Here is a 19,942-nt window from a genome sequence, read left to right on the forward strand (position 1 = left end):
GATACAACAGCTTTTTGACTCTTGTTCCCTTCGCAGGTATTAGCCTGATCAGGTTCCGCGGATCCCGAATTAACGGTCTCAGCCCGTACATTTCTGTACTGGGCACTCCGACAAGAAAACACGCCTGCAGTGCAGACGCGATATTTGTAAATTACTCGTTAACGCTTAAGAACTCAAGCCGGTCGCGCGATGTTGTCTTCGTTGCTGGCCTTCAGATCGCTGTCCAGCACCAGGGCGATGAGCTTGTCTTCCAGCGTGAAACGGACTTCCATCGCCTCGCCGAGATCGGAAAGCGCCTGCTGGAACTCCAGATAATTGTCCTGGTCGATGGCGTTTTCGAGCGTTGAGTCGTAATAGTCCATGATTTGCTGGGTATTGGCCTCCAGCAGCGGATAGAGTTTGGTCGCCGCTAAATACGGCGTCGTCCCTTCCATTTCGCGAATAATACGTTCATATAGATTAAAATGACCGTCGGAAAGGTAGTCGACCAGGCTTTGACAAAAATCATCCAGCGCTTTTTCATTCAACCGCATATACGATTCTTTGCCAGGCTTAATGCCAACCAGATTGTAGTAGGCAACAAGCAAATTTTTGCGCACGTGCAGCCAGCGATCGACCAGGTGATGACTTCCTCCAACGCGCTCTGTCAGGCTTTGTAGCTGGTTTAGCATGTTTGACTCCACAAGGTTAAGATGAAAAAGCTGGCCACCCAAAAATGTAAGAATATTGTTATCAACATGCCTGTGAAGCAAAGGTAGTGCAATAGATATGGATCGTATAATTGAAAAATTAGATCGCGGCTGGTGGATCGTCAGCCACGAACAAAAATTATGGTTGCCCGGCGGAGAATTGCCTTACGGCGAGGCCGGAAATTTCGATCTTGCGGGGCAACAGGCGCTGAAGATCGGCGAATGGCAGGGCGATCCCGTGTGGTTGATCCAGCAGCATCGCCATCACGAGATGGGATCGGTTCGTCAGGTGCTGGATCTCGATGTCGGTCTGTTCCAGCTGGCCGGGCGCGGCGTACAGCTGGCCGAGTTTTTCCGATCGCACAAATATTGCGGCTACTGCGGGCACACCATGCACCGGAGTAAAACCGAGTGGGCTATGCTCTGCAACCACTGTCGCGAGCGCTACTATCCGCAAATCGCCCCGTGCATTATCGTCGCCATTCGTCGTGATGACTCCATTCTGCTGGCGCAACATACTCGCCATCGCAACGGCGTGCATACGGTGCTGGCCGGGTTTGTCGAAGTGGGCGAGACGCTTGAGCAGGCCGTGGCCCGCGAAGTGATGGAAGAGAGCAGCATCAAGGTGAAAAACCTGCGTTACGTTACCTCCCAGCCGTGGCCGTTCCCCATGTCTCTCATGACCGCTTTTATGGCGGATTATGACAGCGGCGAGATTGTGATCGACCAAAAAGAGCTGCTGGAAGCCAACTGGTATCGCTACGACGATTTACCGCTCCTCCCGCCGCCGGGAACCGTGGCGCGCCGACTGATAGAAGATACGGTGGCAATGTGTCGGGCCGACTATGAATGAATCACATGTTACACTGGCGGCATGACGCTTAAGGAACTGCAAAAATGACCGAACTGAAGAACGATCGTTATCTGCGTGCGCTGCTGCGCCAACCCGTTGATATCACCCCGGTGTGGATGATGCGCCAGGCGGGCCGCTATTTGCCGGAATACAAAGCCACGCGCGCCGAAGCGGGCGATTTCATGTCCCTGTGCAAAAACGCCGAGCTGGCCTGCGAAGTCACGCTGCAGCCGCTGCGCCGTTTCCCGCTCGATGCGGCGATCCTTTTTTCAGACATCCTGACCATCCCGGACGCGATGGGGCTGGGTCTCTACTTCGAAACCGGCGAAGGCCCGCGCTTTACCTCGCCGATTAAGAGCAAAGCTGACGTCGATAAGCTGCCGATCCCCGATCCTGAACAGGAGCTGGGCTACGTGATGAATGCGGTGCGCACCATCCGCCGCGAACTGAAGGGCGACGTACCGCTGATTGGCTTCTCCGGCAGCCCGTGGACGCTGGCGACCTACATGGTGGAAGGCGGCAGCAGCAAAGCCTTCACGGTGATCAAAAAGATGATGTATGCGGAGCCGCTGGCGCTGCATGCCCTGCTCGACAAACTGGCGAAGAGCGTCACCCTGTACCTGAACGCTCAGATCAAAGCGGGCGCGCAGTCGGTGATGATTTTCGATACCTGGGGCGGCGTGCTGACCGGGCGCGATTATCAGCAGTTCTCCCTGTACTACATGCATAAAATTGTCGATGGCCTGCTGCGTGAAAACGAAGGCCGTCGCGTGCCGGTGACGCTGTTTACCAAAGGCGGCGGGCAGTGGCTCGAAGCGCTGGCCGCGACCGGCTGCGATGCGCTGGGTCTCGACTGGACCACCGACATTGGCGACGCGCGTCGTCGCGTGGGTGACAAAGTGGCGCTGCAGGGCAATATGGACCCGTCCATGCTCTACGCACAGCCTGCGCGTATCGAAGAAGAAGTGGCGACGATCCTGGCCGGTTTCGGCAAGGGCGAAGGCCATGTCTTTAACCTCGGTCACGGCATCCACCAGGACGTTCCGCCAGAACATGCGGGCGCGTTTGTGGAGGCAGTACACCGGCTTTCTGCGCCGTATCACCAGTAGGAGTGAGTATGGATCTCGCGTCGTTACGCGCTCAGCAAATCGAACTGGCCTCGTCGGTTTCCCGCGTGGATCGTTTTGACAAAAATCCTCCGGCGTTGATCGCCGGAGCCGATGTCGGGTTTGAGCAGGGCGGGGAAGTGACGCGAGCCGCGATGGTGCTCTTAACCTGGCCCGGGCTGGAGCTGGTGGAGTACAAAGTGGCGCGTATCGCCACCACCATGCCTTACATTCCCGGTTTTCTCTCCTTTCGTGAATATCCCGCGCTGCTGGCAGCGTGGGAGCAACTCTCGCAAAAACCCGATCTGCTGTTCGTCGACGGTCATGGGATTTCCCATCCGCGCCGCCTCGGCGTCGCCAGCCATTTTGGCCTGCTGGTGGATGTGCCGACGATTGGCGTGGCGAAGAAACGCCTATGTGGCAAATTTGAGCCGCTCTCCGCCGAGCCCGGCGCCCTGGCACCGCTGATGGATAAAGGCGAACAGCTGGCGTGGGTCTGGCGCAGCAAAGCACGGTGTAATCCGCTGTTTATCGCGACGGGGCATCGCGTGAGCACCGACAGCGCGCTGGCATGGGTGCAGCGCTGTATGAAAGGCTACCGTTTACCGGAGCCGACGCGCTGGGCTGATGCAGTCGCATCGGCGCGTCCGGCATTTGTTCGTTGGCAGGAAATTCAGCGTTGATTCAGGTAAACTGCGGCTAATTTCCGATTCGAGACATCATCATGTTACAAAACCCGATTCATCTGCGCCTTGAGAAGCTGGAAAGCTGGCAGCACGTCACCTTTATGGCCTGTCTGTGCGAGCGCATGTATCCCAACTATGCCACCTTCTGCAAGCAGACTGGATTTGGTGAAGGCCAGATTTATCGCCGTATTCTCGACCTGATTTGGGAAACGCTGACGGTCAAAGACGCCAAGGTGAATTTCGATTCTCAGCTCGAAAAGCTGGAAGAGGCGATCCCTTCTGCGGACGACTACGATCTGTACGGTGTCTACCCGGCCATTGACGCCTGCGTGGCGCTGAGCGAACTGCTTCACTCCCGTCTGAGCGGTGAAACCCTGGAGCATGCCATCGAAGTCAGCAAGGCTTCGATTACTACCGTGGCGATGCTGGAAATGACCCAGGAAGGTCGCGAAATGACCGACGAAGAGCTGCGTGCTAACCCTGCCGTTGAGCAGGAGTGGGATATTCAGTGGGAAATATTCCGACTTTTAGCCGACTGCGAAGAACGCGATATTGAGCTGATAAAAGGGCTGCGCGCGGACTTACGCGAGGCGGGTGAGAGTAATATTGGTATAATTTTTAACCAATGAGACAATAAAACGTGATTTAACGCCTGTTTTGTCGCACCTCGACTCTTCCCTTCTGCCCCCCGTCTGGTCTACATTTGGGGGGCGAAAAAAAGTGGCTATCGGTGCGTGTATGCAGGAGAGTGCTTTTTTGGCATTTTCGTCGCACTCGATGCTTAGCAAGCGATAAACACATTGAAAGGATAACTTATGAACAAGACTCAACTGATTGATGTAATTGCGGACAAGGCTGATCTGTCTAAAGTGCAGGCTAAAGCTGCTCTGGAATCCACCCTGGCTGCTATTACTGAGTCTCTGAAAGAAGGCGATGCTGTACAACTGGTTGGTTTCGGTACCTTCAAAGTGAACCACCGCGCTGAGCGTACTGGCCGCAACCCGCAGACCGGTAAAGAAATCAAAATCGCCGCTGCAAACGTACCGGCATTTGTTTCTGGTAAAGCACTGAAAGACGCTGTTAAGTAAGACGGCGTGGCAGTGAACAGTTTTGACAAGGGGGCGGTTTCGCCCCTTTTGTTTTTCTGGCGCCGTCCGCTTGCGCTGGCAGGCCTGCTGTTGCTCTCTGCCTGTAGCCATGACTCCTCTCTGCCGCCCTTTACCGCCAGCGGATACGCTGACGACCAGGGCGCGGTGCGGGTCTGGCGTAAAGATTCCGGTGACGATGTTCACCTGCTCTCCGCATTCAGCCCGTGGCACAACGGCAACACCTCTACCGCCGAGTACCGCTGGCAAGGCGACACCCTGTCGCTGATTGAACTCAATATCTACAGTAAAACCCCCGAACACGTCCGCGTGCGGTTTGATGACCACGGCGAGCTGAGCTTTATGCAGCGCGAAATCAGCGGCCAAAAACAGCAGCTCTCCAGCGATCAAATCGCTCTGTACCGGTATCGCGCCACTCAGGTGCGCCAGACCAGCGATGCGCTGCGTCAGGGACGCGTGGTGCTGCGCCAGGGACGCTGGCATTCCGATGGCACCGTGACCACCTGCGAAGGGCAAACCGTGAAGCCGGATCTTGAAGCCTGGGCGACAGAACATATCGAACGCCGTCAGCGTCACTCATCGATGGAAGTGAGTATTGCCTGGCTTGAAGCGCCGGAAGGATCGCAGCTGCTGCTGGTGGCGAACGAAGATTTCTGCACGTGGCAGCCGACGGAAAAGAATTTCTGATTCTGTGGGGAGGTGCCGGATGGCGCTGACGCTTATCCGGCCTACGAATGATCCCCTCTCCCTGTCGAAGAGGGGAATAAACGGTCTTCTTACTCGCCTTGCTCGCGGGCAATCGCACGATAGCCGATATCACTGCGGCTAAAGCTGCCGTCCCAGTGAATATCCTTCATCAGTGCGTAAGCGCGTTTCTGCGCTTCGGCAACGGTGTGACCCAGTGCGGTGGCGCACAGGACGCGGCCCCCGTTAGTTAATACGCGATCGTCGTCAGCCAGTTTCGTTCCCGCATGGAACACCTTCCCGCCGTCGACTTCTTCCAGCGGTAAACCGTGGATCTCATCGCCATTGTTATAGTTGCCCGGATAACCACCGGCGGCGATCACCACGCCCAGAGACGCGCGCTCATCCCACTCGGAGGTTTTTTCGTCCAGCTTGCCTTCGCAGGCGGCCAGGCACAGCTCGACCAGGTCGGATTTCATGCGCAGCATGATCGGCTGAGTTTCCGGGTCGCCGAAGCGGCAGTTGAACTCGATGACCTTCGGGTTGCCCTGCTTGTCGATCATCAGCCCCGCATACAGGAAGCCGGTGTAGGTGTTGCCTTCTGCCGCCATGCCTTTCACGGTAGGCCAGATGATGCGATCCATCGTGCGCTGGTGGACTTCGTCAGTCACCACTGGCGCAGGGGAGTAAGCTCCCATGCCGCCGGTGTTTGGACCGGTATCGCCGTTGCCTACACGCTTATGATCCTGGCTGGTGGCCATCGGCAGAACATGTTCGCCATCGACCATCACGATAAAGCTCGCCTCTTCGCCGTCGAGGAACTCTTCGATGACGATGCGATGGCCCGCGTCGCCAAAGGCGTTACCTGCCAGCATATCCTGGACGGCGGCTTCGGCCTCTTCGAGAGTCATCGCCACGATCACGCCTTTACCGGCGGCCAGACCGTCGGCCTTGATCACAATCGGCGCGCCTTTCTCACGCAGATACGCAAGAGCAGGTTCTACTTCGGTGAAGTTCTGGTATTCGCCGGTCGGGATTTTGTGGCGCGCGAGGAAATCTTTGGTGAAGGCTTTGGAGCCTTCGAGCTGCGCCGCGCCTTCCGTTGGGCCGAAGATTTTCAGACCGGCGGCGCGGAACGCATCCACCACGCCAATGACCAGCGGCGCTTCCGGGCCGACGATAGTCAGATCGATGTTCTCGTTCTGGGCAAAGCTCAGCAGCGCCGGGATATCGGTCACGCCGATCGCGACGTTCTGCAGAGCGGGCTCCAGTGCGGTACCGGCGTTGCCCGGCGCTACGAAGACGGTCTGAACCAGCGGCGATTGTGCCGCTTTCCATGCCAGGGCGTGCTCGCGGCCGCCGTTACCAATCACTAATACTTTCATTCTTTGCTCCGGGATTAATGGCGGAAGTGACGCATGTCGGTGAAGATCATCGCGATGCCGTGTTCGTCGGCAGCAGCAATCACTTCGTCATCGCGGATTGAACCGCCCGGTTGAATCACACAGGTGACGCCAACCGCTGCTGCGGCATCAATACCGTCGCGGAACGGGAAGAAGGCGTCAGAGGCCATCGCGGAACCTTTCACTTCCAGCCCTTCATCGCCTGCTTTAATCCCGGCGATTTTCGCGGAGTAGACGCGGCTCATCTGGCCCGCACCTATGCCGATGGTCATGTTCTCTTTGGAATAGACAATGGCGTTGGATTTAACGAATTTCGCCACTTTCCAGCAGAACAGCGCGTCACGCAGTTCCTGCTCGGTCGGCTGGCGTTTGCTGACCACGCGCAGATCGCCTGCGGTGACCATCCCCAGATCACGGTCCTGAACCAGCAGACCACCGTTAACACGTTTGAAATCGAGACCCGAAACGCGCTCAGCCCACTGACCGCATACCAGCACGCGGACGTTCTGCTTGGCGGCGGTGATCTTCAGGGCTTCTTCTGTGGCGGAAGGGGCAATAATCACTTCGACAAACTGGCGGGAGATAATCGCCTGCGCCGTTTCGGCATCCAGTTCACGGTTGAACGCAATGATGCCGCCGAACGCGGAGGTCGGGTCGGTTTTGTACGCGCGGTTGTAAGCTTCCAGAATAGAGCTGCTCACCGCAACGCCACATGGGTTCGCGTGTTTGACGATCACACAGGCTGGCTCGCTGAACTCTTTCACGCACTCCAGCGCCGCGTCGGTATCAGCGATGTTGTTATAGGAGAGCGCTTTGCCCTGAACCTGTTGGGCGGTGGCAACGGAAGCTTCTTTGATCTCTTCTTCTATATAGAAGGCGGCGTTCTGATGGCTGTTCTCGCCGTAACGCATATCCTGCTTCTTGATGAAGTTCAGGTTCAGGGTGCGCGGGAAGCGGCCGGAAGGCTCTTTGCTCTCGCCGTGATAGGCAGGGACGAGGCTGCCGAAGTAGTTGGCGATCATGCTGTCGTAAGCGGCGGTGTGTTCGAAGGCTTTAATCGCGAGGTCGAAACGGGTTTCAAGCAGAAGCGAACCGTCGTTGGCGTCCATTTCTTTAATGATAGTGTCGTAGTCGCTGCTCTTGACCACGATAGCCACATCTTTATGGTTCTTCGCGGCGGAGCGCACCATGGTCGGGCCGCCGATGTCGATGTTCTCAACCGCATCTTCCAGAGAGCAGTTTTCGCGGGCCACGGTCTGCGCGAACGGATAGAGGTTAACCACCACCATATCGATCGGCGCGATGTTGTGCTGTTCCATGATGCCGTCATCCTGACCGCGACGGCCCAGAATGCCGCCGTGCACTTTTGGATGCAGGGTCTTTACACGTCCATCCATCATTTCCGGGAAACCGGTGTAATCGGACACTTCGGTTACCGGCAGACCTTTATCTGCTAACAGGCGAGCGGTACCGCCGGTGGACAGCAGCTCTACACCGCGTGCAGAAAGTGCCTGAGCGAATTCGACGATACCGGCTTTATCAGAAACACTGAGCAGAGCGCGGCGGACTGGACGACGTTGTTGCATGGTAAATCCCCTGGATTTCACGATTACAGAGAGCGTTAGATGAATTTTCCTGTGAAAAACTCATCTAACACACCTGACGGGGCATCCTTGCATGGCGCGTGCATTTTAACGAAAACGTTTGCGCATCGCTCGTTAATTTTCAAATTTTCGTCGTGTTGTGGATAAGTCTGTGTGCAAAAGGGTATAAGGCGGGGTTTTGCTGTGGAATGCAGCAGTCAGTCATTTTTCTGTCATTTAGCGGTTGCGGCCTGACGAGAACTCCCTATAATGCGCCTCCATCGACACGGCAGATGTGAATCACTTCACACTAACCACCGGGTCGGTTGAAGAGAAAAAATCCTGAGATTCAGGGTTGACTCTGAAAGAGGAAAGCGTAATATACGCCACCTCGCAACGGTGAGCGAAAGCCGCGTTGCACTGCTCTTTAACAATTTATCAGACAATCTGTGTGGGCACTCAAAGTGACATGGATTCTAAACGTCGCAAGACGCTAAATGAATACCAAAGTCTCTGAGTGAACATACGTAATTCATTACGAAGTTTAATTCACGAGCATCAAACTTAAATTGAAGAGTTTGATCATGGCTCAGATTGAACGCTGGCGGCAGGCCTAACACATGCAAGTCGAGCGGTAGCACAGAGAGCTTGCTCTCGGGTGACGAGCGGCGGACGGGTGAGTAATGTCTGGGAAACTGCCTGATGGAGGGGGATAACTACTGGAAACGGTAGCTAATACCGCATAACGTCGCAAGACCAAAGAGGGGGACCTTCGGGCCTCTTGCCATCAGATGTGCCCAGATGGGATTAGCTAGTAGGTGGGGTAATGGCTCACCTAGGCGACGATCCCTAGCTGGTCTGAGAGGATGACCAGCCACACTGGAACTGAGACACGGTCCAGACTCCTACGGGAGGCAGCAGTGGGGAATATTGCACAATGGGCGCAAGCCTGATGCAGCCATGCCGCGTGTATGAAGAAGGCCTTCGGGTTGTAAAGTACTTTCAGCGAGGAGGAAGGCATTGTGGTTAATAACCACAGTGATTGACGTTACTCGCAGAAGAAGCACCGGCTAACTCCGTGCCAGCAGCCGCGGTAATACGGAGGGTGCAAGCGTTAATCGGAATTACTGGGCGTAAAGCGCACGCAGGCGGTCTGTCAAGTCGGATGTGAAATCCCCGGGCTCAACCTGGGAACTGCATTCGAAACTGGCAGGCTAGAGTCTTGTAGAGGGGGGTAGAATTCCAGGTGTAGCGGTGAAATGCGTAGAGATCTGGAGGAATACCGGTGGCGAAGGCGGCCCCCTGGACAAAGACTGACGCTCAGGTGCGAAAGCGTGGGGAGCAAACAGGATTAGATACCCTGGTAGTCCACGCCGTAAACGATGTCGACTTGGAGGTTGTTCCCTTGAGGAGTGGCTTCCGGAGCTAACGCGTTAAGTCGACCGCCTGGGGAGTACGGCCGCAAGGTTAAAACTCAAATGAATTGACGGGGGCCCGCACAAGCGGTGGAGCATGTGGTTTAATTCGATGCAACGCGAAGAACCTTACCTACTCTTGACATCCACGGAATTTAGCAGAGATGCTTTAGTGCCTTCGGGAACCGTGAGACAGGTGCTGCATGGCTGTCGTCAGCTCGTGTTGTGAAATGTTGGGTTAAGTCCCGCAACGAGCGCAACCCTTATCCTTTGTTGCCAGCGGTTCGGCCGGGAACTCAAAGGAGACTGCCAGTGATAAACTGGAGGAAGGTGGGGATGACGTCAAGTCATCATGGCCCTTACGAGTAGGGCTACACACGTGCTACAATGGCGCATACAAAGAGAAGCGACCTCGCGAGAGCAAGCGGACCTCATAAAGTGCGTCGTAGTCCGGATTGGAGTCTGCAACTCGACTCCATGAAGTCGGAATCGCTAGTAATCGTAGATCAGAATGCTACGGTGAATACGTTCCCGGGCCTTGTACACACCGCCCGTCACACCATGGGAGTGGGTTGCAAAAGAAGTAGGTAGCTTAACCTTCGGGAGGGCGCTTACCACTTTGTGATTCATGACTGGGGTGAAGTCGTAACAAGGTAACCGTAGGGGAACCTGCGGTTGGATCACCTCCTTACCTGAAAGAACCTGCCTTTGTAGTGCTCACACAGATTGTCTGATGAAAAGTAAATAGCAAGGCGTCTTGCGATTGAGACTACACGTCCCCTTCGTCTAGAGGCCCAGGACACCGCCCTTTCACGGCGGTAACAGGGGTTCGAATCCCCTAGGGGACGCCACTTGCTGGTTTGTGAGTGAAAGTCACCTGCCTCAATATCTCAAAACTGACTTCCGAGTCATGTTTGAGATATTTGCTCTTTAAAAATCTGGATCAAGCTGAAAATTGAAACGACACGCTGCGTCTGTTCTCCGTAATAAGAACAGAGTGACGGTGTGTTCGAGTCTCTCAAATTTTCGCAACACGAGATGTTTTACGAAACATCTTCGGGTTGTGAGGTTAAGCGACTAAGCGTACACGGTGGATGCCCTGGCAGTCAGAGGCGATGAAGGGCGTGCTAATCTGCGATAAGCGTCGGCGAGGTGATATGAACCTTTGACCCGGCGATACCCGAATGGGGAAACCCAGTGTGTTTCGACACACTATCATGTCATGAATACATAGTGGCATGAGGCGAACCGGGGGAACTGAAACATCTAAGTACCCCGAGGAAAAGAAATCAACCGAGATTCCCCCAGTAGCGGCGAGCGAACGGGGAGGAGCCCAGAGTCTGAATCAGCGCGTGTGTTAGTGGAACGGTCTGGAAAGTCCGACGGTACAGGGTGATAGTCCCGTACACAAAAATGCACACTTTGTGAACTCGAAGAGTAGGGCGGGACACGTGGTATCCTGTCTGAATATGGGGGGACCATCCTCCAAGGCTAAATACTCCTGACTGACCGATAGTGAACCAGTACCGTGAGGGAAAGGCGAAAAGAACCCCGGCGAGGGGAGTGAAAAAGAACCTGAAACCGTGTACGTACAAGCAGTGGGAGCCTCTTTTATGGGGTGACTGCGTACCTTTTGTATAATGGGTCAGCGACTTATATTCTGTAGCAAGGTTAACCGTATAGGGGAGCCGAAGGGAAACCGAGTCTTAACTGGGCGTTAAGTTGCAGGGTATAGACCCGAAACCCGGTGATCTAGCCATGGGCAGGTTGAAGGTTGGGTAACACTAACTGGAGGACCGAACCGACTAATGTTGAAAAATTAGCGGATGACTTGTGGCTGGGGGTGAAAGGCCAATCAAACCGGGAGATAGCTGGTTCTCCCCGAAAGCTATTTAGGTAGCGCCTCGTGAACTCATCTTCGGGGGTAGAGCACTGTTTCGGCTAGGGGGCCATCCCGGCTTACCAACCCGATGCAAACTACGAATACCGAAGAATGTTATCACGGGAGACACACGGCGGGTGCTAACGTCCGTCGTGAAGAGGGAAACAACCCAGACCGCCAGCTAAGGTCCCAAAGTCATGGTTAAGTGGGAAACGATGTGGGAAGGCACAGACAGCCAGGATGTTGGCTTAGAAGCAGCCATCATTTAAAGAAAGCGTAATAGCTCACTGGTCGAGTCGGCCTGCGCGGAAGATGTAACGGGGCTAAACCATGCACCGAAGCTGCGGCAGCGACGCTTAGGCGTTGTTGGGTAGGGGAGCGTTCTGTAAGCCGTTGAAGGTGTCCTGTGAGGGGTGCTGGAGGTATCAGAAGTGCGAATGCTGACATAAGTAACGATAAAGCGGGTGAAAAGCCCGCTCGCCGGAAGACCAAGGGTTCCTGTCCAACGTTAATCGGGGCAGGGTGAGTCGACCCCTAAGGCGAGGCCGAAAGGCGTAGTCGATGGGAAACAGGTTAATATTCCTGTACTCGGTGTTACTGCGAAGGGGGGACGGAGAAGGCTATGTTAGCCGGGCGACGGTTGTCCCGGTTTAAGCATGTAGGCGGAAGGTTTAGGTAAATCCGGACCTTTTTTAACGCTGAGGTGTGATGACGAGGCACTACGGTGCTGAAGTAACAAATGCCCTGCTTCCAGGAAAAGCCTCTAAGCATCAGGTAACATCAAATCGTACCCCAAACCGACACAGGTGGTCAGGTAGAGAATACCAAGGCGCTTGAGAGAACTCGGGTGAAGGAACTAGGCAAAATGGTGCCGTAACTTCGGGAGAAGGCACGCTGGTGTGTAGGTGAAGTCCCTGCGGACGGAGCTGAAACCAGTCGAAGATACCAGCTGGCTGCAACTGTTTATTAAAAACACAGCACTGTGCAAACACGAAAGTGGACGTATACGGTGTGACGCCTGCCCGGTGCCGGAAGGTTAATTGATGGGGTTAGCGGCAACGCGAAGCTCTTGATCGAAGCCCCGGTAAACGGCGGCCGTAACTATAACGGTCCTAAGGTAGCGAAATTCCTTGTCGGGTAAGTTCCGACCTGCACGAATGGCGTAATGATGGCCAGGCTGTCTCCACCCGAGACTCAGTGAAATTGAACTCGCTGTGAAGATGCAGTGTACCCGCGGCAAGACGGAAAGACCCCGTGAACCTTTACTATAGCTTGACACTGAACACTGGTCCTTGATGTGTAGGATAGGTGGGAGGCTTTGAAGCGTGGACGCCAGTCTGCGTGGAGCCAACCTTGAAATACCACCCTTTAATGGCTGGTGTTCTAACGTAGACCCGTAATCCGGGTTGCGGACAGTGTCTGGTGGGTAGTTTGACTGGGGCGGTCTCCTCCTAAAGAGTAACGGAGGAGCACGAAGGTTAGCTAATCCTGGTCGGACATCAGGAGGTTAGTGCAATGGCATAAGCTAGCTTGACTGCGAGAGTGACGGCTCGAGCAGGTGCGAAAGCAGGTCATAGTGATCCGGTGGTTCTGAATGGAAGGGCCATCGCTCAACGGATAAAAGGTACTCCGGGGATAACAGGCTGATACCGCCCAAGAGTTCATATCGACGGCGGTGTTTGGCACCTCGATGTCGGCTCATCACATCCTGGGGCTGAAGTAGGTCCCAAGGGTACGGCTGTTCGCCGTTTAAAGTGGTACGCGAGCTGGGTTTAGAACGTCGTGAGACAGTTCGGTCCCTATCTGCCGTGGGCGCTGGAGAATTGAGGGGGGCTGCTCCTAGTACGAGAGGACCGGAGTGGACGCATCACTGGTGTTCGGGTTGTCATGCCAATGGCATTGCCCGGTAGCTAAATGCGGAAAAGATAAGTGCTGAAAGCATCTAAGCACGAAACTTGCCCCGAGATGAGTTCTCCCTGACTCCTTGAGAGTCCTGAAGGAACGTTGAAGACTACGACGTTGATAGGCTGGGTGTGTAAGTGCAGCGATGTATTGAGCTAACCAGTACTAATGAACCGTGAGGCTTAACCTTACAACGCCGAAGATGTTTTGGCGAAAGCAGAGACGACGATTTTCAGCCTGATAACAGATTAATCGACGTGCAGAGATGCGTGTTGATAACAGAATTTGCCTGGCGGCTTTAGCGCGGTGGTCCCACCTGACCCCATGCCGAACTCAGAAGTGAAACGCCGTAGCGCCGATGGTAGTGTGGGGTCTCCCCATGTGAGAGTAGGGAACTGCCAGGCATCAATTAAGTGAAGAGGCCATCCGCAAGGATGGCCTTTTTGCGTTTTTGTCCTTTCTAAAAATCCTCCGTGAAACTTTCTCACCTTCCTCTTACAGACTCGACATTCGCCCGATTCCTGGTTATTGTCAGCTATCTGGATGTCTAAACGTTTATACGTATGCTGTGAGGATATAAGGTTATGCCGATTAGGGTGCAGGACGAGCTACCAGCCGTTAATTTCTTGCGTGAAGAGAACGTCTTCGTGATGAAGGCCTCGCGCGCGACAGGTCAGGAAATTCGCCCTCTGAAGGTTCTTATCCTCAACCTGATGCCCAAAAAGATCGAGACGGAAAACCAGTTTCTGCGTTTGCTCTCCAACTCGCCGCTGCAGGTAGATATCCAGCTGCTGCGCATTGATGCCCGTGAATCGCGCAACACGCCCTCCGAGCATCTGAACAACTTCTACTGCAACTTCGAAGATATCCGTAACGACAATTACGATGGCCTGATCGTCACCGGCGCGCCGCTGGGTCTGGTCGAATTCAACGATGTGGCCTATTGGCCGCAGATCAAACAGGTCCTCGAGTGGGCGAAAGATCACGTCACCTCAACGCTGTTTGTCTGTTGGGCGGTACAAGCGGCTCTGAATATTCTCTACGGCATTCCTAAACAAACCCGAGCGGATAAGCTGTCAGGCGTCTACGAACACCATATTCTTCATCCGCATGCTCTGCTGACGCGCGGTTTTGATGACTCTTTCCTCGCGCCGCACTCACGCTATGCAGATTTCCCGGCCGCGTTGATTCGTGATTACACCGATCTCGAGATCCTGGCCGAAACGGAAGATGGCGATGCCTATCTGTTCGCCAGCAAAGACAAACGTATCGCCTTCGTCACAGGTCATCCTGAGTACGACGCCCACACCCTGGCGAGCGAATTTTTCCGCGATCTGGAAGCGGGATTAACCCCGGAAATTCCGTACAACTATTTCCCTAAAAACGATCCGCAAAACACACCCAGAGCCTCCTGGCGCAGTCACGGAAACTTGCTCTTTACTAACTGGCTCAACTATTACGTCTACCAGATCACGCCATACGATCTGCGCCACATGAATCCAACGCTGGAGTAATCTCCTGCCCAGAACGATCCTAAAGCGTTTCAGCATTCCAGATCAGGCACCTTCGGGTGCCTTTTTTATTTCCGAAACCACACTCATCATCTGTTCTATTTTTAATCTCAACATAATCAATAAGATATTTGCATTTTATAATTAAAATGGAAATTGTTTTTGATTTTGGAAAAATAATAGATAGTCTTAATTTTGCTGAGCGAAAACTACGTAACGATCTTTCGCTCGCGATGGGGGACTCTTTTTTGGATCTTGGGTGAGGAGCAGAGAAATGAATCAACAGGCAACGACCGCCGATGAACTGGCGTTTAACCAACCGCATGGTGAGCTGGAACAGCAGGTTCTGACGCCAGATGCCGTCGAGTTTCTGACAGAGCTGGTGACGCGCTTCGCACCAAAGCGCAATAAACTGCTGGCCGCCCGTATCCAGCAGCAGCAGGACATCGACAACGGTAAGCTGCCAGACTTCATTTCGGAAACTGCTTCCATTCGAGATTCTGCCTGGAAAATTCGCGGCATCCCGCAGGATTTGCAGGATCGCCGCGTCGAAATCACCGGCCCGGTTGAGCGAAAAATGGTGATTAACGCCATGAATGCCAACGTAAAAGTCTTTATGGCCGACTTTGAAGATTCGCTGGCGCCGGACTGGCGTAAAGTGATCGAGGGGCAGATCAACCTGCGCGATGCGGTCAATGGCAGTATCAGCTACACCAACGAAGCCGGAAAAATCTATCAGCTCAAACCCAATCCGGCGGTCCTGATTTGCCGCGTGCGCGGCCTGCATCTGCCGGAAAAACACGTCACATGGCGCAACGAAGCCATTCCCGGCAGCCTGTTTGATTTCGCCCTCTACTTCTTCCATAACCACAAAAGCCTGCTGGCAAAAGGCAGTGGCCCCTATTTCTACCTGCCAAAAACGCAGTCATGGCAGGAAGCCGCCTGGTGGAGCGAAGTCTTTAGCTATACGGAAGATCGTTTCAATCTGCCGCGAGGCACCATCAAAGCCACCCTGCTGATCGAGACGCTGCCGGCCGTGTTCCAGATGGACGAAATCCTGCACGCCCTGAGCGATCACATCGTCGGCCTGAACTGCGGTCGCTGGGATTACATCTTCAGCTACATCAAAACCCTGAAAAATCACCCGGAACGCGTCCTGCCCGACCGTCAGGCAGTCACCATGGACAAGCCGTTCCTCAACGCCTACTCGCGACTGCTGATCAAGACCTGCCACAAGCGCGGCGCGTTCGCGATGGGCGGCATGGCGGCCTTCATTCCGAGCAAAGACGCCGAGCGCAACAATCAGGTGCTGACTAAAGTCAAAGCGGACAAAGAGCTGGAAGCCCGCAATGGTCACGACGGCACCTGGGTTGCCCATCCAGGCCTGGCAGACACCGCCATGGACGTCTTTAACAGCGTGCTGGGCGATAGCAAAAATCAGCTGTTCGTCACCCGCGACGACGATGCCCCGATTACGGCTGAACAGCTGCTGATGCCCTGCGAGGGGGAACGCACCGAAGCCGGTATGCGCGCCAATATTCGCGTGGCGGTTCAGTACATCGAAGCCTGGATCTCGGGCAACGGCTGCGTCCCGATTTACGGCCTGATGGAAGATGCTGCCACGGCGGAGATCTCCCGTACCTCCATCTGGCAGTGGATCCATCACCAGAAAGCGCTCAATAACGGCAAACCGGTGACCAAATCCCTGTTCCGCCAGATGCTCGCCGAAGAGATGCTGGTGATTCAGGACGAGCTGGGCGAACACCGCTTCAGCAGTGGCCGTTTCGACGATGCCGCCCGCCTGATGGAACAAATCACCACCTCAGAAGAACTTATCGACTTCCTGACTCTGCCCGGCTACCGCCTGCTGGCCTGAACCCACCACATAACAATATGGAGCATCTGCACATGAAAACCCGTACCCAACAAATCGAAGAATTACAAAAAGAGTGGACTCAACCGCGCTGGGAAGGCATCAACCGCCCGTATAGCGCAGAGGAAGTGGTGAAACTGCGCGGTTCGGTCAACCCGGAATGCACGCTGGCGCAGCTCGGTGCCGCAAAAATGTGGCGTCTGCTGCACGGTGAATCGAAAAAAGGGTACATCAACAGCCTCGGCGCATTGACCGGCGGTCAGGCGTTGCAGCAGGCGAAAGCGGGTATCGAAGCGGTTTATCTCTCCGGCTGGCAGGTCGCGGCTGACGCCAACCTGGCGTCGAGTATGTATCCGGATCAGTCGCTCTACCCGGCGAACTCGGTGCCGTCGGTGGTCGATCGGATCAACAACACCTTCCGCCGTGCGGATCAGATCCAGTGGGCGTCCGGAATCGAACCGAACGATCCGCGCTTCGTCGACTATTTCCTGCCGATCGTGGCCGATGCCGAAGCGGGCTTTGGCGGCGTGCTGAATGCGTTTGAGCTGATGAAATCCATGATCGAAGCCGGTGCAGCGGCGGTTCACTTTGAAGATCAGCTGGCGTCCGTGAAGAAATGCGGTCACATGGGCGGCAAAGTGCTGGTCCCGACGCAGGAAGCGATTCAGAAGCTGGTCGCCGCACGTCTGGCGGCGGATGTGCTGGGCGTGCCGACGCTGGTTATCGCCCGTACCGATGCGGATGCGGCAGATCTGATTACCTCCGACTGCGACCCGTACGACAGCGAATTCATCACCGGCGAGCGCACCAGCGAAGGGTTCTACCGGACTCATGCGGGGATTGAGCAGGCTATCAGCCGCGGTTTGGCCTATGCCCCGTACGCCGACCTGGTGTGGTGTGAAACCTCGACGCCGGACCTGGCGCTGGCAAAACGCTTTGCCGATGCGATCCACGCCAAATACCCGGGCAAACTGCTGGCTTACAACTGCTCGCCGTCGTTCAACTGGCAGAAGAATCTGGACGATAAAACCATCGCCAGCTTCCAGCAGCAGCTGTCAGAGATGGGCTACAAATACCAGTTCATCACCCTCGCGGGCATTCACAGCATGTGGTTCAACATGTTCGACCTGGCCCACGCCTACGCGCAGGGCGAGGGCATGAAACACTATGTGGAAAAAGTGCAGCAGCCGGAATTTGCGGCGAGCAAAGAGGGCTACACCTTCGCCTCACACCAGCAGGAAGTGGGCACGGGCTACTTCGACAAAGTCACCACCATCATTCAGGGTGGCGCGTCTTCCGTGACCGCGCTGACGGGGTCGACGGAAGAGTCACAGTTCTGAGTCTGATTGCCCGGCGGCGCTCCGCTTGCCGGGCCTACAGGGTTCCGTAGGCCGGATAAGCGAATGCGCCATCCGGCGATACCCGCATCATGGTGGGGAAAAAAGCATGTCACGTGGCCTGGAGTTACTGATTGCACAAACCATCCTGCAGGGCTTCGACGCGCAGTATGGCCGTTTTCTGGAAGTGACTTCTGGTGCACAGCAGCGCTTTGAACACGCCGACTGGCACGCCGTTCAACAGGCGATGAAGCAGCGTATCCACCTTTATGACCATCACGTTGGTCTGGTGGTGGAACAACTGCGCTGCATCACCGACGGCAAAAGCCCCGACGCGGATTTCCTGCTCCGTGTGAAAGAACACTACACCCATCTGTTGCCGGATTACCCGCGCTTCGAGATTGCGGAGAGCTTTTTCAACTCCGTCTATTGCCGGTTATTTGACCACCGCTCGCTATCTCCTGAGCGGTTATTTATTTTCAGCTCTCAGCCTGAGCGTCGCTTCCGTACGATCCCGCGCCCGCTGGCGAAGGATTTCTTTCCGGAGCACGGCTGGGAAAGCCTGTTAAGCAAAATGCTCTCAGATTTACCCCTGCGCCTGCCGTGGCAAAACAAGGCGCGCGATGTGGGTTACATCGTCGCTCATCTGACGGAAACCTTCGGCGCAGAAGTGCTCCAGCGCAGCCATTTGCAGGTAGCTAATGAGCTCTTTTTCCGTAACAAAGCCGCCTGGCTGGTCGGGAAACTGATTTCGCCCACGGCCACAATCCCCTTTCTGCTGCCGATCCATCGCACGGATGATGGCGAGCTCTTTGTCGACGCCTGCCTGACGACCAGCGCCGAGGCGAGCATCGTCTTTGGCTTCGCCCGCTCCTATTTCATGGTCTATGCCCCGCATCCCGCCGCGCTGGTTGAGTGGCTGCGCGAGCTGCTGCCGATCAAAACCACCGCCGAACTGTACATGGCAATTGGCTGCCAGAAACACGCGAAAACGGAGAGCTATCGCGAATACCTGCACTACATCACCCGCACCGACGAGCAGTTCATCGAAGCTCCCGGTATTCGCGGGATGGTAATGCTGGTGTTTACGCTGCCGGGTTTTGATCGCGTTTTTAAGGTCATCAAAGATAAATTCGCCCCGCAGAAAGAGATGACGGCAGCCCACGTCCGCGCCTGCTATCAGCTGGTTAAAGAGCACGACCGCGTCGGGCGCATGGCCGATACCCAAGAGTTCGAAAATTTTGTGCTGGATAAGCAGCAGATCGACCCGGCACTCATGGCGCTGCTGATGCAGGAAGCGCCGGGCAAAATCACCGATCTGGGCGATAAGATTGCTATCAGCCATCTCTACATTGAACGCCGTATGGTTCCGCTCAACATCTGGCTGGAGCAGGTGGACGGCCAGGCGCTGCGCGATGCGATTGAAGAGTACGGGAACGCTATCCGCCAGCTGGCAGCGGCCAATATTTTCCCCGGCGATATGCTGTTTAAAAACTTTGGCGTGACCCGGCACGGCCGCGTGGTGTTCTACGATTACGATGAAATTTGCTATATGACCGAGGTGAATTTCCGCGATATTCCGGCCGCGCGCTACCCGGAAGATGAGCTCGCCAGCGAACCCTGGTACAGCGTCTCGCCGGGCGATGTCTTCCCGGAGGAGTTTCACCACTGGCTGTGCGCCGACCCGCGCATCGGGCCCTTATTTGAAGAGATGCACGAGGATCTGTTCCGCGCCGACTACTGGCGCAGCCTGCAAACCCGCATTAAAAAGGGTTATGTGGAAGATGTGTACGCCTACCGCAGGCGGCAGCGTTTTAGCATTCGATACGCGATGTAACGCCGGGTGGCGGCTACGCCTTACCCGGCCTACGTTCAGGTTTTGTAGGCCCGGTAAGCGCACCGCCGCCGGGCA

13 protein-coding genes, 1 tRNA gene, 3 rRNA genes and 1 riboswitch are annotated in these 19,942 nt (G+C 55.3%); of the genes, 14 read left to right on the forward strand and 3 right to left on the reverse strand.

Going from position 1 to position 19,942, the window contains the following annotated elements; genetic code table 11:
* Positions 1-8: 8 nt before the first annotated feature.
* A riboswitch (TPP riboswitch) is annotated at positions 9-120 on the reverse strand.
* A gap of 53 nt (positions 121-173) precedes the next feature.
* Positions 174-671 (reverse strand): sigma D regulator, encoded by a 498-nt coding sequence (gene rsd, locus U9O48_RS01295; protein ID WP_324723354.1) that lies wholly within the window; start codon positions 669-671, stop codon positions 174-176.
* Between the two features lie 97 nt (positions 672-768).
* On the opposite strand from rsd, the gene nudC reads away from it, so the two are divergent.
* From nudC to U9O48_RS01325, 6 genes are all read left to right on the forward strand, one after another.
* A complete protein-coding gene (gene nudC, locus U9O48_RS01300) occupies positions 769-1,542 on the forward strand; it encodes an NAD(+) diphosphatase (protein ID WP_282493086.1) in 774 nt (257 codons plus the stop codon).
* A gap of 44 nt (positions 1,543-1,586) precedes the next feature.
* Positions 1,587-2,651: a uroporphyrinogen decarboxylase gene (hemE, locus tag U9O48_RS01305; RefSeq protein WP_282493085.1), complete on the forward strand. Its 1,065-nt coding sequence runs from the start codon at positions 1,587-1,589 to the stop codon at positions 2,649-2,651.
* Between the two features lie 8 nt (positions 2,652-2,659).
* A complete protein-coding gene (gene nfi, locus U9O48_RS01310; RefSeq protein ID WP_285145689.1) occupies positions 2,660-3,331 on the forward strand; it encodes a deoxyribonuclease V in 672 nt (223 codons plus the stop codon).
* Between the two features lie 41 nt (positions 3,332-3,372).
* On the forward strand, positions 3,373-3,963 hold the full coding sequence (locus U9O48_RS01315; protein WP_282493083.1) for a YjaG family protein: 591 nt from the start codon (positions 3,373-3,375) through the stop codon (positions 3,961-3,963).
* A 186-nt stretch (positions 3,964-4,149) separates the two neighbouring features.
* A complete protein-coding gene (gene hupA / locus U9O48_RS01320) occupies positions 4,150-4,422 on the forward strand; it encodes a nucleoid-associated protein HU-alpha (protein WP_002445246.1) in 273 nt (90 codons plus the stop codon).
* A gap of 12 nt (positions 4,423-4,434) precedes the next feature.
* Complete coding sequence (locus tag U9O48_RS01325) at positions 4,435-5,127, forward strand: DUF1481 domain-containing protein (RefSeq protein ID WP_285145688.1); 693 nt, start codon at positions 4,435-4,437, stop codon at positions 5,125-5,127.
* 89 nt (positions 5,128-5,216) lie between these two features.
* Here the strand turns inward: U9O48_RS01325 and purD are convergent, their stop codons facing one another.
* Together purD and purH are read right to left on the reverse strand one after the other, a co-directional pair.
* A complete protein-coding gene (purD, locus tag U9O48_RS01330; RefSeq protein ID WP_324723355.1) occupies positions 5,217-6,509 on the reverse strand; it encodes a phosphoribosylamine--glycine ligase in 1,293 nt (430 codons plus the stop codon).
* Positions 6,510-6,523: 14 nt separating this feature from the next.
* Positions 6,524-8,113, reverse strand: a complete 1,590-nt coding sequence (gene purH / locus U9O48_RS01335; RefSeq protein ID WP_285150941.1) for a bifunctional phosphoribosylaminoimidazolecarboxamide formyltransferase/IMP cyclohydrolase — start codon at positions 8,111-8,113, stop codon at positions 6,524-6,526.
* Between the two features lie 563 nt (positions 8,114-8,676).
* Here purH and U9O48_RS01340 point away from each other — a divergent pair.
* The 8 genes from U9O48_RS01340 (at position 8,677) to aceK (ending at position 19,867) form a co-directional block, all read left to right on the forward strand.
* A 16S ribosomal RNA gene (locus U9O48_RS01340) occupies positions 8,677-10,216 on the forward strand.
* 84 nt (positions 10,217-10,300) lie between these two features.
* Positions 10,301-10,376 (forward strand) — tRNA-Glu (locus U9O48_RS01345).
* A 216-nt stretch (positions 10,377-10,592) separates the two neighbouring features.
* A 23S ribosomal RNA gene (locus U9O48_RS01350) occupies positions 10,593-13,499 on the forward strand.
* 98 nt (positions 13,500-13,597) lie between these two features.
* Positions 13,598-13,713: ribosomal RNA gene (gene rrf / locus U9O48_RS01355) — 5S ribosomal RNA — on the forward strand.
* Together the 16S, 23S and 5S rRNA genes with 1 tRNA gene alongside form the textbook arrangement of a ribosomal RNA operon.
* 180 nt (positions 13,714-13,893) lie before the next feature.
* Positions 13,894-14,823: a homoserine O-acetyltransferase MetA gene (gene metA / locus U9O48_RS01360; protein ID WP_103947519.1), complete on the forward strand. Its 930-nt coding sequence runs from the start codon at positions 13,894-13,896 to the stop codon at positions 14,821-14,823.
* A 271-nt stretch (positions 14,824-15,094) separates the two neighbouring features.
* Complete coding sequence (aceB, locus tag U9O48_RS01365) at positions 15,095-16,696, forward strand: malate synthase A (RefSeq protein WP_285150615.1); 1,602 nt, start codon at positions 15,095-15,097, stop codon at positions 16,694-16,696.
* Between the two features lie 32 nt (positions 16,697-16,728).
* Positions 16,729-18,033, forward strand: a complete 1,305-nt coding sequence (gene aceA / locus U9O48_RS01370) for an isocitrate lyase (protein WP_095280303.1) — start codon at positions 16,729-16,731, stop codon at positions 18,031-18,033.
* Between the two features lie 106 nt (positions 18,034-18,139).
* Entirely contained in the window at positions 18,140-19,867 is a 1,728-nt protein-coding gene (gene aceK / locus U9O48_RS01375; protein WP_324723356.1) for a bifunctional isocitrate dehydrogenase kinase/phosphatase, read from the forward strand.
* Positions 19,868-19,942: the final 75 nt, after the last annotated feature.

This window comes from Lelliottia sp. JS-SCA-14, assembly GCF_035593345.1.
GTDB lineage: Bacteria > Pseudomonadota > Gammaproteobacteria > Enterobacterales > Enterobacteriaceae > Enterobacter > Enterobacter wanjuensis.

Excerpts from the sequence above, each read along its gene's own strand:
- hemE (WP_282493085.1), top strand. The coding sequence starts at position 1,587 with ATGACCGAACTGAAGAACGATCGTTATCTGCGTGCGCTGCTGCGCCAA.
- purD (WP_324723355.1), bottom strand. The coding sequence starts at position 6,509 with ATGAAAGTATTAGTGATTGGTAACGGCGGCCGCGAGCACGCCCTGGCA.
- metA (WP_103947519.1), top strand. The coding sequence starts at position 13,894 with ATGCCGATTAGGGTGCAGGACGAGCTACCAGCCGTTAATTTCTTGCGT.
- purH (WP_285150941.1), bottom strand. The coding sequence starts at position 8,113 with ATGCAACAACGTCGTCCAGTCCGCCGCGCTCTGCTCAGTGTTTCTGAT.
- aceA (WP_095280303.1), top strand. The coding sequence starts at position 16,729 with ATGAAAACCCGTACCCAACAAATCGAAGAATTACAAAAAGAGTGGACT.
- nudC (WP_282493086.1), top strand. The coding sequence starts at position 769 with ATGGATCGTATAATTGAAAAATTAGATCGCGGCTGGTGGATCGTCAGC.
- rsd (WP_324723354.1), bottom strand. The coding sequence starts at position 671 with ATGCTAAACCAGCTACAAAGCCTGACAGAGCGCGTTGGAGGAAGTCAT.
- aceB (WP_285150615.1), top strand. The coding sequence starts at position 15,095 with ATGAATCAACAGGCAACGACCGCCGATGAACTGGCGTTTAACCAACCG.
- U9O48_RS01315 (WP_282493083.1), top strand. The coding sequence starts at position 3,373 with ATGTTACAAAACCCGATTCATCTGCGCCTTGAGAAGCTGGAAAGCTGG.
- hupA (WP_002445246.1), top strand. The coding sequence starts at position 4,150 with ATGAACAAGACTCAACTGATTGATGTAATTGCGGACAAGGCTGATCTG.
- nfi (WP_285145689.1), top strand. The coding sequence starts at position 2,660 with ATGGATCTCGCGTCGTTACGCGCTCAGCAAATCGAACTGGCCTCGTCG.
- aceK (WP_324723356.1), top strand. The coding sequence starts at position 18,140 with ATGTCACGTGGCCTGGAGTTACTGATTGCACAAACCATCCTGCAGGGC.